At 44.0% G+C, this 14,585-nt stretch carries 12 protein-coding genes and 1 pseudogene; 6 read left to right on the top strand and 7 right to left on the bottom strand.

Annotated elements, in window-relative coordinates; all coding sequences use genetic code 11:
• Nucleotides 1-2 precede the first annotated feature (2 nt).
• On the top strand, nt 3-173 hold the full coding sequence (locus H6F74_RS08870; RefSeq protein WP_190439306.1) for a hypothetical protein: 171 nt from the start codon (nt 3-5) through the stop codon (nt 171-173).
• On the opposite strand, the gene H6F74_RS08865 is transcribed toward H6F74_RS08870, so the two are convergent.
• Together H6F74_RS08865 and H6F74_RS08860 are read right to left on the bottom strand one after the other, a co-directional pair.
• Complete coding sequence (locus H6F74_RS08865; RefSeq protein WP_190439304.1) at nt 163-2,085, bottom strand: AAA-like domain-containing protein; 1,923 nt, start codon at nt 2,083-2,085, stop codon at nt 163-165. The genes H6F74_RS08870 and H6F74_RS08865 overlap by 11 nt on opposite strands.
• A complete protein-coding gene (locus H6F74_RS08860) occupies nt 2,072-3,442 on the bottom strand; it encodes an AAA-like domain-containing protein (RefSeq protein WP_190439300.1) in 1,371 nt (456 codons plus the stop codon). The genes H6F74_RS08865 and H6F74_RS08860 overlap by 14 nt, the downstream gene beginning before the upstream one ends.
• A gap of 33 nt (nt 3,443-3,475) precedes the next feature.
• Here H6F74_RS08860 and H6F74_RS30455 point away from each other — a divergent pair, with 33 nt between their 5' ends.
• The 5 genes from H6F74_RS30455 (at nt 3,476) to H6F74_RS08840 (ending at nt 9,164) form a co-directional block, all read left to right on the top strand.
• Nucleotides 3,476-3,607: a hypothetical protein gene (locus H6F74_RS30455; protein ID WP_277875783.1), complete on the top strand. Its 132-nt coding sequence runs from the start codon at nt 3,476-3,478 to the stop codon at nt 3,605-3,607.
• Nucleotides 3,608-4,004: 397 nt separating this feature from the next.
• Entirely contained in the window at nt 4,005-4,457 is a 453-nt protein-coding gene (locus H6F74_RS08855; protein WP_199301014.1) for a hypothetical protein, read from the top strand.
• 175 nt (nt 4,458-4,632) lie between these two features.
• Nucleotides 4,633-5,070: a hypothetical protein gene (locus H6F74_RS08850; protein ID WP_190439297.1), complete on the top strand. Its 438-nt coding sequence runs from the start codon at nt 4,633-4,635 to the stop codon at nt 5,068-5,070.
• Nucleotides 5,071-5,169: 99 nt separating this feature from the next.
• Entirely contained in the window at nt 5,170-6,885 is a 1,716-nt protein-coding gene (locus tag H6F74_RS08845) for a M23 family metallopeptidase (protein ID WP_190439295.1), read from the top strand.
• A 287-nt stretch (nt 6,886-7,172) separates the two neighbouring features.
• A complete protein-coding gene (locus H6F74_RS08840; protein ID WP_190439290.1) occupies nt 7,173-9,164 on the top strand; it encodes an iron uptake porin in 1,992 nt (663 codons plus the stop codon).
• Between the two features lie 87 nt (nt 9,165-9,251).
• On the opposite strand, the gene H6F74_RS08835 is transcribed toward H6F74_RS08840, so the two are convergent.
• The 5 genes and pseudogenes from H6F74_RS08835 to H6F74_RS29610 all read right to left on the bottom strand — a co-directional run.
• Complete coding sequence (locus tag H6F74_RS08835; RefSeq protein WP_190439287.1) at nt 9,252-10,220, bottom strand: ABC transporter permease; 969 nt, start codon at nt 10,218-10,220, stop codon at nt 9,252-9,254.
• A 41-nt stretch (nt 10,221-10,261) separates the two neighbouring features.
• On the bottom strand, nt 10,262-11,338 hold the full coding sequence (locus H6F74_RS08830) for an ABC transporter permease (RefSeq protein WP_347269490.1): 1,077 nt from the start codon (nt 11,336-11,338) through the stop codon (nt 10,262-10,264).
• Between the two features lie 19 nt (nt 11,339-11,357).
• Nucleotides 11,358-12,890, bottom strand: a complete 1,533-nt coding sequence (locus H6F74_RS08825) for an ABC transporter ATP-binding protein (RefSeq protein WP_242021940.1) — start codon at nt 12,888-12,890, stop codon at nt 11,358-11,360.
• Between the two features lie 102 nt (nt 12,891-12,992).
• Complete coding sequence (locus H6F74_RS08820; RefSeq protein ID WP_242021938.1) at nt 12,993-14,036, bottom strand: BMP family protein; 1,044 nt, start codon at nt 14,034-14,036, stop codon at nt 12,993-12,995.
• A gap of 329 nt (nt 14,037-14,365) precedes the next feature.
• Nucleotides 14,366-14,585 (bottom strand): annotated as a pseudogene (locus H6F74_RS29610) (transposase); the annotation flags it as partial.

The raw sequence follows: 14,585 nt of genomic DNA, 5'->3' as shown, positions 1-14,585 counted from the left end.
AAATGAATTCCTCGCATTGGTGTAAAGGTTGGAAACTACTAATTTGTTTCTTGTTTTTGAATGCTTGTACTGCCAGCAATGCTAATGCGGCAATACTAGCGATCGCTTGTTTAGCCAGTTCAATTTTATCTTGTTACAAAGAAGCTACAGCATCCGGCAGGCTTACAGACTAAAACCCTTTCTCATTTTGGCAGAATCTCTAAGTTGCCGCTGCATCAATTCAATGATGCCTTCATCTAAATCTTCAGCTAAATCGAAAACAACAATATTACAATCATCGCCTTTAGCATCTTTATATCTCCGCGTATCGAGATTATCAAAATATTTGACATTAACGCCTTTACCTAACCCAATAATTAGGATTTTTATAATGCGGTGATCCTCAACTTTCAGAGTGCTTTCGGTTATAAACTGCTCAAAAGCAAGAGGATCGTCAAATTGTCCATCGGTGTAGATGATAAAGAAAGCTCCTTTTTCATTGCCGTCTTTAATGTCTTTAAGGGTAACTTTCTCCCGTCCATTGAGCCACATATCAAAGCAGTGCCGGAGAGTAGGCACTACAAAGCTATTGGCATCCGGGCGATTTTCCAAGAATATATCTTCCACATTGTCTGCATCTGAAATCATATAGAAATTGCCTCTATATTTATTCAGATTAAACGTAGTTGCATAAACTTGTTCGCAGATTTTAACCTGCGCGTCGCTGCCATCATCTCTTTCTAAAATCGTTGCCACATGGCCTGTGATTAACTCTTCCAAAAGCTTCCAACGTGTCTTTTCACCTCCATCTTTTTTTAGAGTCGATGCACTCTGGTCAATTAACAGAAATACATCTCTGTTATAAATTCGACTTAGTGGATCTGCCATCATGCCCTCCTGTAAAGCTTCTTCTTTTTCGTTAACCCAATTTAAAGTAAATACTTGCTCGTAAATCCGATTACTAACTTTCAGAAAATCATCATTATTTCTAGCCACTAATCCTGATATTAGCAAATCCCAATGCTTAGGATCGTTTTGTTCAAACTCAATTTTGTCTTTATTTAGAATTTTTCTATAAAGACTTAAAGCTGCCAGCTTTTCTAACTTCTGGCTAGAATCAACTCGGATAAACCAATTTTCAATTTCTTCTAGGTGCGATAACCTATAGAGTCTATCTTGCCGCCTCCAATCTTTGATAACATTACTTATTACTAGCTTTTCAATGTACTCTTCTATATCAGTGCTGTCTTGTATTTTACGTCCCACGGCAACTAAGTGACAAAGAGCCTGAGTAAGAAATGGTTGCCCTCCCGTCCAATCTAAGATGTAGGAAAGGACTGTTTGCGGGTCGTCGGTAACGTCTTCGAGTCCTTGCCAAAGCGGGTTACAATTGCTTTCTAGCAGTCCTCCTAGTTCAATGCGCTCTCCCAAATTCAAAGCAACCTTATAATCAGTTACCAGGTCTGTAGGTCTGGCAACGCCAAGCAGAACAAACGCCAGTCTCCGGAGAGCAACTGGGCGATCGCTTTGGGAAAGAGACTTAATAAACCCGATAAAACTGTTCTGCTGTTTGTAACCAATTATGTTTTGAATTTCGTCAATAAAAATAATTAGCTTTTTGTCATCTTTCTTTTTAAGGATATGTTCAATTAGAAAATTTTTAAATCTTAGTTTTGGATCGAGGTCTGGGGTTTCATTCCAAGTAGCATTGAGTAATTTAACCCAATAGTTATCTGCGTCTATATCAGATATTTGGCGGCAGATTTGATTAAGAAGGCTGTAATAAAGGGTTTCGTCAGATTCAGCACTACTACTGAACTCTTGAAAGTCAAGTTGAATACAGATAAATTCCTCATCAGGCAGCTGTCCAATTGTCTTTACCATCAAGCTAGTCTTCCCGGTTTGGCGGGGAGCTAGGATAAAACACATTCGACTGCTTACGCGATTTAGTTGGGTAAATTGACGCAGTTTCTCATCTGCATCTCTCTCCACATAAGTCTGTTCTGTTAGCGGGATACCACCTGCCTCAATCCGATAAAAGCTGTCTATTCCATTAATGCCCATTAGCCACCTAAAGATTGTTGGTAAAGTTTCAAATATGTCCATTATTAAAGTATTTTTGATATAGTTCAATAACCTTTACAGCATCCTCATCAATTTTAAGCAATCCTGCTTTGGTTAGTTGATATTTAGCGAGGTCGTCATTACAGTTATCGCCCTTGAGAATCTTTTGAAAGCAATGGAAGAGGTTTTTATTATTTTCCAAAAGTTCTGAGGCTCTAGATAAGTAATCCCAAAAAGGGCCATCTGTTTGAGTTGCTTTGTTTTCTAGTTGTGGAAAAGTCATTCCTTGACTAATTTGATAAAGTGCCTGATTGACTAAAGCCGGATGTCCTCCGGTCAGCTTCATCAGGAACTCAACTTCCGGTTTTGTTAAAGGCGTGGGTAAGTTGTATTTTGTAGAAAGGTCTACTATTTGCTCTTGGCTAAATTCTTTTAACTCTACTACTGTGCCTACATTTTGAAGAACTGAGCCTCTGATTCCCAGGATAGAGTATGGTTCTGTGGAGTAGGCAATCACAATACTAGGCCAAATAATCGGAGCTTGGCTTACGACTTTCATCCGTTTTTCATTCCAAGAGCGCAGAAATTTTAGGAATGGGTCTTGAGTAGGTTTACCTAAAACTTCATCTATGCCATCTATTAGTAAAGTTTTCGGATGTTTTATGGGTGTAAAAATATGGTCGTGCAAATAGTTGGCACAGTTTAGTTGTGGGGTTAAATTTGGGTTCCAATGCTCTTTTAAATCAGGCAATTTTTTTAAATCATTGAGTCCGCGTCTTTGCAGTGCATCGCTAAAGGTTTTGATGAGCGCACTTGTGAACTGATACAAGAGTGTATCTAGGTCGTTAAATACATCTGTATAAAAATATTCGTCTCCTCCTAAATCAACAAAGCCAACTATATGATTTTGTTGCTTTTCTAAAAAGTATTGGATTCGCCGCAATAGGGAGGATTTACCCATCTGCTTAGGCGCTCTTATTCTGATAAAGGGTCTAGAGCCTTCTCTACTTGCGCCGAGTTTCAAATTTTGGATACAAATTTCATCTGCTTCTCGTTTCAAATATAGTGGGGAATCAAGAGGGACAATTCCTGTCAGGGGAGTAATTTGCTTTGGTTCATCAACTTTTTTGTAATGACTGTATTCTAACCAAGTAATTTTATAGGGATTGTTACCTTTACCTTGACGCTCCATAAAAATGCGCCCAGCTTCCTGAAGTCTTAGGAGTTTTCTTCGAGCTGTGGCAGTGGAACAATTAAGGGCATTTTTCTGACAAAGTTTGGCAAAGTCATTTTGACTTAGATAGGCGCTTCCTTTGCCATCTATTAATTCATTTTTCAAAATTTTCCAATATTCTTCTTCTTCAACGGTTAAGGGTTTTATCACTTTCGGGGTGGACATAAGCTTTGAGCGGATTCACTTAAACTATTGTAAATGGTTGAAATTCAAAATTTTTATGCTAATGCTTCAGGTAATGCTTCAGGTTTTGAAAAATATGCTTTATTAATGCCTATGATTGCTTCAATAATTGCTTTAATGCGTCGCCAAAATGAAGTAATGAACTAAGGTAATTTTCCGGGATTTTGTTTATGAATAGAGTTATCAACTCCACGATAGTTTCACAAAGGAAACGATGGTTTTTTTCTTCTGCACTATGAAAGCGTCTTGTAGGTATGGTTGGGTTCGGAATGCCGAAAGCAACACTCTGCAAGGGGGAACTATTAAACAGTCTAACGAGATTGAAGGGGTGCCGTTGGGAAAGCCAATCTCTATGTTTAGGGGGATTGGAAGGGGTTTGGTTCCCGAAACTGGAGGTGCGTAAGTTTTATATTTTGCAGCATTGGGAAGAATGGGAGGCTCCTCTCAGCTTTCATTCCCAGTCCCAGCTTGGGAACGAGGATAAATGGTTGGTCTTTAAAAGCTTAGTTTGCTGTGTTTTGGGCGTGATTTTCGCGTTTTTGGAATGAAAACCTTCCCTAATATGCCACTTCAAGGCGCGTCGGGTCGCCAGCCGCTTCAAGCGCCATCATTCAAACCAATATATGTGGTGGTTGGTGGTGGTCTGCTGGCCGGTGGTTATCTGTTAGCTGCTTTCGGTTTGCCGTTCAATTTACCGTCTTCTGTGCCAAAGCCTAGCACCAAGGAGCGCAGCCTCTTATGTTCTGAGATGGTACAGCCGAAGGCGGTGCTGTCGCGGGAGCAGTTGGCGCAATTGATGACTGTGCCTGAACGCAGTCAACGCAGCAAGGTGCAGGAGATTGTCAAGCAGCCTTATTGCAGGTTGCCGGGTTTGAGTATTCGTGTGGGGGCGACGACTGAACGGGAGCTTTATCCGTTGTCGTTTGACCCGCAGACATCGCTACTTGTTCTCTATGAGAGACAAACTTACGTAGGCTATGGATTTAAACGTTTTTAGGGTGGCGATTCAATACTTCTGGGCTAGTAATGTTCAGTCTCAGGAGATCCCCCCAACCCCGTCTCAGGAGATCCCCCCAACCCCCCTTAAAAAGGGGGGCTTTTCTCTCGCCTTTTTAAGGGGGGCCAGGGGAGATAAAGCTTTAACCCAGAGGTGTTGGGTAGCGATACTGCTAATGCAGTCGCTTCGCTACGCATCAATATTACTTTTGATTGTTGGTTGCACGAAAAAACCTCCTACGGAAGCGCCTAGGGAGATCAAGCTTTACCAAAATTGGGAACTGCAACCGGGTCAAGTTGTGGGGGGCCATGCGGTGGTTAGCGGTTTGGGTGATTTATCCATTGCTTTGAAGGGGGATGCGGTGTATGCGCCGTTTGATGGTCGGGTGCAACCCCACAACTCAAGTTGCGTGATTTTTTCCAGTGAGGAAATTCCAGTTTATTTGTTTCGCTTGTGTGGGTTGCGATCGCTTAATTTTGGTTTCCTCAGTGCAGGTGACACTATCGGTAGCGGTAAAGAGTTGCAGATTGCGGTGCTAACACGGCAACCGGATGGTCGCTGGGCTTTGGTTGAGCCTTCTAAGAAGATTATCGAGCAAATGTTGTTGCGGTAAGTCAATGTCAGTAACGTTTGATTCCCCGAACTCCCCATAAATTGGGGGCTTTGTTCAAGTTGCATATTGACTAATTTCGCTAATTAATTACACAGGGCTATGAAATTTCATTTTGCTAAATTGATCGGCAGTTTCTTAATGTTGCTGCTGGGAAGTCAAGCTGCTGTAAGCTTAAAGGTGCTATCTGAGGAGACAGAAAGTGTTGCTTTTAACCCAACGCCTGTCACCCTAGATTTTGGGGTTGAGGCTACTGAACCTACAGCTAAGACTGATACGACGAGTGATGATGCAGAGAAATTAAATGCGATCGCTTCCAAAACTGCATCAAAGCTATTTGCTACTAAAAAATCTCCTGGTAGCATCGCTATAGGAGCCGCAGAGGGCAACTTCACTCTGACTGGCGAAACCACATCCTTGTATTTTGGTCATACAGATCCGGGCAACCATGTTGTAAATAGGGGATTTTGCAGCTGGAATCGCGCCAAAAATCTAACTTTGCAAGAGGCAAATCGGCGTTGTCTTAGGGCGCTGCAACGTCAAGGAGCATCCACAGAAAGAAGACTCAAAGCACTCTCAATTGACGCATCAGCCCACGCTGAAGCTTTGGTAAATGGAACTGATTTGTGGAACCAATCTAACTCTGCTGGCCCCAAGTTTGCTTCAGCATACCAGAAAGCTTTGAAGAAAGGACTCAAGGGAAGGCGTGCTTATACATATGCACGAGTTGAAGCATTCCGCAGGCGAAATGGACTTCTTGATGCTAGTGGACTATTTGGTATTTGCACTAGAGAACCTTACTATCGAAGCCGACTTATCGGCTATCCTCCCTACTCAGAATCTTGGCGATGGAATTGCATTGCTCTGGATCAAGAACGGCGAGTCAAAATAGTTAGCAAAGCTTTAAGGCAGAATATTCAGAAGGCTACAATACCCTCAGCCAAACCTTCTTTAAAAAGGGAGGCGGTAAAAGACAAAAGTGAAGAAAAACAGGAAAGTGATGTAGCGGCGATTTCTTCCGATAATACAAGTCGCCAAAAAATATCTTCAGTAAACCCGCCATCTTTACAACAGTCTAGCGATCCAAATTCTGTAGCGTTAAGCTTTGAACCTGCGGTGGAAGCGGTTCCCATTGCATCGGCGATGGTATCTAGTGAAGATGCGATCGCTACCGATGAACACCAGATAGATTTAAACGTCACAGAGCAAAACGCAGCAAATAACTCGCCTGTACTTCTATTTGACCCTTTCGTAGAACAAATTCCCATCTCGTCCGCCCAACAATCGAACGCCCAAAAAGTTACGGATGCAACTTTTTCCAGCATTGATGACTGGACACCCAACCTGAAAAAGACACCAAAAAGGGGCGATTATCTTGCAGGTTATGGAGTAACATCTTCTTATGGCAGACGGGTGCATCCGGTCACTGGAAAAGTACATTTTCATGGCGGAGTAGACTTGGGAACTCCCATGAATACCCCCATCTACGCCATTGGTAGACCTGGAACAAAAACAGGTTTGTGGTGTTGGATAGATGCTAATGGTGGGGGGCTGGTGGCAACGATGACCTCTCCATCTTTCCCGTCTTTGAAGTTTGATGCTCTCCATCTATCTTGGTGTAAATCTATTACCAATGGCCCCAAGATTAAGGTAGATGCTGGATCAATTATCGGCGGTACTGGTAACTCAGGACGCAGCACTGGCCCGCATCTCCATTTCCAGGTGCGCGACTTGAAGACGGGCAGAAAAATATCTCCCAACAAAGGACAATTATCGTCGGTGTTAACTGGAAAGTCGGCTAAACCATCTAATAAATAAGTTGAGAATAATTGTAGGTTGAATTGAGGTAAATTAACTCAACCTACGCTCTTAATTAAAATAATTTACTATAGATAGCCATCCTATTTAAGTAATGAGATGTCAGCCTTTCAGATACCCGACTTCTTAGAGAAGTCGGGTATCTCGCCTTCACGAATCATTTAGGGGTGTTATATTTTCTGGACTATATGCGATCGCTTATTTTTTTACGCATTGTTACTTAGGTTACATAATTAAGTTTGTAAAATTGATAACAGTATATTGAGGTTGAACTGGTGTGAGGAACTATGGTTAAGCCTGCAACTACCAGCGACTACGTGCGATCGCTTGCAAGTAATTTCTGGTTGGGTTTGTTACTTTCTAGCGCTGTAATGCCTTTTCTGCCATCGTCAGCGATCGCAAGTGAAGTTCAACAGGCTGGCGTGTCACCGGAAGCATCAACAACTGATGAAGTTACCCCGGTTGCCGAACTTACGATAAATGAAGTAAAAATTGATACGGACATTCCAGACGGTTTAATATCGCAGTCTGCATTAGAAGAGGTTACTCCTGCTGGTAATGTAGCCCAACCATTGCCAATTGATGATGTAAATTCCCCTACCGATTTTAATTTGGAATCGGAAGAAAACATCGATGCAGCGATGGAACAAGTTACCAATGTTTCGCAATTGCGAGATGTGCAACCGACAGATTGGGCGTATGAAGCATTGCGAAGTCTTGTAGAACGTTACGGTTGTATAGCAGGATATCCTTATGGCACCTTTCGCGGCAATAGAGCTTTAAGTCGTTATGAATTTGCTGCTGGTGTAAATGCTTGTTTGCAGCAAATTGAGAAATTAATTGCCGTTAGTACGGCTGATTTTGTCACCAAAGAAGATTTAGCGACACTGCAACGATTAATTAGTGAATTTGGCACAGAATTAGCAACGCTACGCACTCGCGTGGATAATTTGGAAGGTCGCACCAACTTCTTAGAAGAAAATCAGTTTTCTACTACTACTAAACTCAGCGGTCTTGCCTGGTTTAATGTTACTGGAGCCTCTGCTAGTGATGATATTACAGTTGAAGCCGCAGGTTCTCTTACGCCACTCGTACTGAGAAGTCCCGGACGCGATGCGAATTTCAGACCGATTCAGCAAAAAATAAAAGATGATCCTAATATCACTCTGAGCAATTTGGTGTGGCTAACGCTGGAAACGTCTTTTACTGGTAGAGATAGCTTGGTTACTCAGTTAGCTGCGGGTAATGGAGATTCACCAGCTAACGCCTTTGCTTCTGCGGGACTTTACAACACATTTGGAACACCATTTCTTGACCAGACGGCGGGTGTCCAAGGAGACAACAATGATGTCATTGTGCGGGAATTGTTTTACAGCTTCCCTCTCCGGGAAAATATTCAGGTAGTGGTAGGGCCTCGGATTAACTGGTATCGCTACTTTGACAACAATGCTTTCAGCTTTTTCTTGACGGGTGCAACTAGCTTTAACTCTAACGGCAGCACTTTATTAAATACCATTGACCGGGGTGCAGGTGCAGCTGTTTTGTGGGATATTAATCAGCAGTTCAAGCTGCGCGTTGCTTATTTAGGTGAGAGTAATGAATTTTTACCCAGTGGGATATTTAACACCGCATCCGACCCGCGCAAAGGTGTATTTAGCCCCACTAACACCGCTACGGCTGAGTTAACTTTCTCGCCTATTGACAGAATTAATCTCAGATTGATTTACAACTATTCCAATATCGACCCGTCTTTCCCGATTTTCGACCAAAACGGCAACATCACTGGGTTTGGAATTGGCGGTGCGCCGGGAGAACCAATTTATGGGGTAGCTGATGATGGTTTTGGTGGTTCGATTAATAATGCGATCGCGCACACCTTTGGACTAAACTTTGATTGGTTAATTACCCGTGGTGTTGGTGTCTTTGGACGCTATAGCTACGGGAGTACCAACATTGACCCCAAAACCCCAGGTCGTGGCGGTGGAGATATTAACGCCCAATCGTTGCAATTAGGGCTTGCTTTCCCCGATTTAGGTAGAAGAGGTGCGTTGGCAACAATATCTTACCTGATACCGTTCTCCGTATTGGATGGTCGTAGATTCTTGGCTGCTGGTGGCGGTGATGGTGGCGTTCAGTATGAGGTTGAAGCCGCATATTTCTTCCCCATAACTCAGAATATAGCGATTGTTCCCGCCTTTTATTTCATTGGCAACCCGAACAACTTCAGCGACAACCCCAATATCTATGTGGGTAACTTGCGAACGCAATTTAGCTTCTAGTTTTGTTTACTTTTTATTCGCTTTGACAAAAGTACCCCGCAAGCAAGTTGGGTTTCGCGCGAAACCCAACTTACAATTTTTCTAGTGTCAACGTTTCCCCTTAAAATACGGCACACCCAAAGCAGCGGGAACATCACTGCGAGGGGTACGTTGCAACAACACCACTAATGTAAGAACATAAGGCAGCATCAGCAGAAACTCATAAGGCAACTCCTTTGAACCTAATGCTTGTATGCGAAACTGTAAGGCATCGGCAATGCCAAAAAGCAATGCCCCCCAAAGCGCCCGCGCAGGTCGCCAACGGGCAAAGAATACTAAAGCAACAGCTATCCAACCGCGTCCGGCGGTAATTCCCTCCCGGAATATGTGCAGCTGGGCGACTGTCAGGACTGCGCCACCCAAACCTGTTAGCGCTGAACCCAGCAATAAGCTTGCATAGCGGGTGCGTTCCACATTAATTCCGGAGGTGTCGGCGGCGGCGGGATTTTCCCCTACGGCGCGAATTTGTAAGCCCCAGCGAGTCCGAAATAGGAGAAACCAGCAACAGAAAACCAATGCCACGCTGATATAAACCATGACATTGTGGGTAAACAGCAACTCACCGATGATGGGAATCTGCGATAAAACTGGCAAGGGCAAATCTACTAAACCTGTAACTCGCGCCGTCAGGGAACCAAACTGCTGTCGGTAGAGATAGGTTGTTAATCCCTGACCAAACAGTACCATTGTGACTCCTGCTACTACTTGGTCGGCTTTGAATGTCACCGTCATTACTGCCATTAGCATCCCCATCAACATTCCCGCTAGTAGTCCCGCACCCAAACCCGCCCAAGCGCCGATAAGCGGTAGTTTTGCAGTGTTCTCTAGTTCGTAGGCAACTGTAAAGCCTGCCAGTCCTCCGACTAGCATCACGCCTTCGAGTCCCAGGTTTAACACTCCCGCACGTTCGGTAATAATTTCTCCCAATACGGCGAGTAATATGGGGACAGCGAGGCGAATACCTGCTGCTATTAAGGCAATTAGGAAACTCCAGGTGAGAATTTGTTCCCAAGGCATAAAGGTAAAAAATGAAAGAATTCTCTGTTTCTTGGGCCTTTTTACTTGTTGCGAGCGATCGCATCCCCGACAATTACAAATAGCACCACTAGCGCTTGTATCACTTGGGAAACGGCAGCTGGCACTTGCAAGGAAACTTGCAACCCTTCTGCGCCAATTGTTAAGGCAGAAAATAACACAGCTGCGATTAACACGCCCACTGGATGCAACTGTCCCAGTAAGGCTACCAGAATCCCGCTAAACCCATAACCTCCAGAAATGTTCCCCTTCAGGCGCGTGTAGGTGTAACTTACCTCGATAATCCCAGCAACGCCAGCCAGTGCGCCACTCAGCATCAAGGCGGTGAAAATGCTCCTCGTAACGTTCATTCCAGCTGTGCGGGCGACGCTGGCGCGAGAACCAACTGCCCGCAACTTAAATCCCAGAGGTGTGCGCCAAAGCAAAATATATATTACCAATACCAGTACCAGCGCCAGCACTACGCCCAGATGCAGCCGTCCGCCAAACACGGTTGGAATTTGTGCTGCTGCACTAAATTGCGTTGACTCTGGCAAAAAACCATTCGGATCTCTTAAGGGACTGCGGGCGACATACTGAACTAGCAAGATGGCAATATAATTCAACATCAGGGTGCAGATGATCACATTCATGCCCCGCTTGATGTGCAGCAATCCGGCGATTCCACTCCACAGCATTCCGCCAATTCCGCCTGCAATTAGCATTAGGGGAATTAGTAACCAAGGAGATAAGTTGGGCAGTGTCAGGGCGACAATGCTGCCACATAATGCGCCGATATAATACTGTCCTTCTGCGCCGATATTCCAAACTTTACTGCGGAAGGCAACTGTTAGCCCTAAGCCAATAATTAATAAGGGTGTGGCTTTGAGAATTGTTTCTGTAAGTTGGCGAGTTCCCCCAAATGCCTCAAACACCATCACCTGATAAGCTTTTAAGGGATTAACTCCAGCTAGGGCAATTAATATTCCTCCCAAGGCGAGGGCGAGGATTGCGCCGAAGAAAGGCTTCATGCGATTTCCCCAACCAGCAAGAGGTAAAAAAGAAAATGGTTTTTGTTTGTGTTTCTTTTTAGTGTTTTCTTTTAATTTTTCAATTACCACTCTCCCTCCTGTTTAATTTTTAATGTTTTCCTGCCATCATTAATCCTAAGTAGCGGACATCAGCATTAGCATCAACAATACCCGCGATCGCGCCTTCGTAAAGTACAGCGATGCGATCGCTTAAATTTAATATCTCTTCGAGTTCTGTGGAAATCAGTAATACTGCTGCACCTGCATCTCTTTGGGCAATTAGTTGTTGATGTACGTACTCAATGGCGCTAATGTCTAATCCCCGTGTTGGTTGGGCGGCTAAGACAATTTGAGGACTGCGCGAAAGTTCTCTAGCGATCGCTACTTTCTGGGCGTTTCCACCGGAGAGTTTCCCGACGTAGGTGTGGGGGCTGGGGGTGCGAATCAGGTAGCGTTCCACTAGCTGGGTGCAGTGGCGGACAATTGCAGCTGGACGCAATAAGCCTTTTTTGTTGAATGGTGGCTTTTGAATATCCCGTAAAACTAAGTTATCAGCAACGCTAAAATCTGGAATTAACCCCATTGTGTAGCGGTCTGAGGGAATGTGGGCGAGGGTGCCATTTAGATTTATTTCGCCGCGTATTGGACGTAAAGATGCGATCGCTTCCTCTAATTCTCGCTGTCCGTTACCATCGACTCCAGCAATTCCCACAATTTCTCCGGCATTAACTGCGAGATTTATTCCCCGTAATGCTGGCAACCCTCGGTCATTTTCTACCCACAAATCACGAATAATTAATGGGGGATTGGGGATTGGGGATTGGGGATTGGGGACTGGGGATTGGGAATTGGGGGTTGGGAATTGGGGACTGGGGATTGGGGATTGGGACTGTCTCTCAACTCTGATAACTTTATTAACTTCACGTCCTACCATCATTTGAGCTAATTCCCGCTCATTTGATGCAGATGTTAACACTGTGGTAATTGTGCGTCCATCTCGCAGTACAGTTACGCGATCGCATATTGCCAAAACTTCTTTTAATTTATGACTAATAAAAATGATTGATGTACCCCCAGCAGCCAAATTTCTCAATGTCTGTAAAAATCCCTCTACTTCCTGGGGAGCCAAAACTGCTGTAGGTTCATCTAATATTAATACTTTCGCGCCTCGATAGATGGCTTTGAGAATTTCCACCCGTTGCTGTTCTCCCACGGATAGCTGCCAAACTTCTGCTGCTGGATCAATTTGTAAGCTATACTGTTCTGCTAAGTTTCGCAGACGCTGATGGAGTTTTTTCGGGTTTTCTCGGATTAGCGGTTGTCCAGATTGTCCCAAAACTAAGTTGTCTGCAACCGTGAGACTTTCTACCAGCATAAAGTGTTGATGTACCATGCCGATACCGGATGCGATCGCTTCCCCTGGAAAGCGAAATTGCACCGATTTCCCCTCCAAAAAAATCTCCCCTTCATCTGGTTCATACAAGCCGCAGAGAATATTCATCAGCGTCGTTTTCCCCGCCCCATTCTCTCCTAAAAGAGCATGAATTTCCCCTAATTGCAACTCAAAGTTTACCCTATCATTGGCAACGATTCCAGGGAATTTTTTAGTAATGCCCCGCATTTCTACTACAGGAGTTTGCATAATTGCTAATGGTTATAGCAGTCCTATTTTCTCCGTGAATGTTGTTAAGGCAATTAACTACCCTAAACGCGACCGGGTGCAGAGGAAAGCGGGTGCATATCGCTATTTTGGCACAAACGGAACTTTGAGTTTACCTGAAGAAATTTCCTGGCGCGCCTCTTCTATTTTTTTCAAAGTTTCGTCTCCCAACTTATCTTTGACGGTGGAATTAGTATTCACCTGAACCACATCTTCAGCAACGGAAAGCCGATAATACTTGTTAGCAAATTTTCCAGATGTTGTGTCATCTAACATCTGCTTAAAGATAGGTTCCATATTCCACAGCACATTAGCAGCAACCACATTTTGACCCAAGGCAGTCATATCTCCCACATAACCTGTAGCATAGCCTCCCTTTGCTTTGGCGGCTTCAATTGTTCCCAAAGTTGGCGCTTGACCGCAACCAATCCAGTAATCTACTCCCGTTTCTGCTTGTGCGGTTCCTGCCTCTTTCGCCTTAGCAATATCGTACCAGTCTCCCACAGCTGTAGCTGTCAGCGTAGCATCGGGACGGACTGTTTTGGCACCTGCTAACATCGCTTGTCCCATTGCATGACAAGCTGGAATATCAAAGCCGTAAAGCGCGCCTAATTTACCAGTTTTACTGAGTTTTCCTGCTACTAAACCAACCATATAAGCACCTTGATAAAAAGGTTGGTCGTAGTCTGCGACATTTTCCGATGTTTTGCCTACAGCGCCTGCCCATGCAAAATTAGTTTTAGGAAATTCTTTGGCTACTTGAAATACTGCATCTCCGTGATTGTAGGAATGCCCAATAATCACGTTGTAACCTTTTTCAGCGTACTGGCGCAAAACTCGCGCTATATCAGCATCAGCAACAGACTCAGAGATAGCGACATCATAGCCTTGAGTTTTGAGTTTTTTAGCAGCATTGTCGGCTGCTTCATTCCAAGAATCATCGTTAGCGGGGCCACCCAAAACAATTGCTAACCGAGGTTTTGTGCTGTCAGCGGTAGGACTCGCCTGTGTTTCTGTTGTGGGCGCTGGGGATTGAGAGACTTGCTGTTGAGTACAACTAGCTATCAGAGTCAGGGGAATTATTAAAGATAAACTGCCAAGAATTTGTCTAATTTGTTTTAGTTGCATTAAAGGTATCATTGATTGCCCGATTGTACTGCCCAAATCCACTGGTGTTAGCTTGACAAAGTGCAGCAGTTATAATTGTATGCCAGGTTACAAAAATTGCGATTGCCAGCATCTATAGCAATTCAAGGGTTGGGTGCAATACATCTGTAGGGAAATGGTAATGCAGGTGCCAACCCTTCAGATCCCCGACTTCTTAAAGAAGTCGGGGATCTCGCCTTCACGAATCATTTAGGACTGCTAAATATCGCGTCTCTACAACTAACTTTTCACAGGACTTACGCAACTGTCACAAGCAATGGCGCTTGCACTCTCGCCAAGTACCCAAAAACTTAAACGATAAACATGGGAATGTCCGGACGTTTTAGTTGTTGAACTAAATAATTTGACAACAATCCATGCTTAAGAAGGTAAATGGTTTGTCCACTTTTATAAGCTAAATTTTTCAGCCTAAGCCAGACTAACATAGCACAGGCAATGTGGTTTCTTTGAATCCGTCCTTTGCGACATTGGCATGATTCAATACCTGTCAATTGTTTTAATTCTCTATGA

The sequence above is a fragment of the Trichocoleus sp. FACHB-90 genome (genome assembly GCF_014695505.1).
Lineage (GTDB): Bacteria > Cyanobacteriota > Cyanobacteriia > Cyanobacteriales > FACHB-T130 > Funiculus > Funiculus sociatus.
Note: the sequence above shows the minus strand (reverse complement) of the source record. Positions and strands in the feature narration are given on the sequence as shown.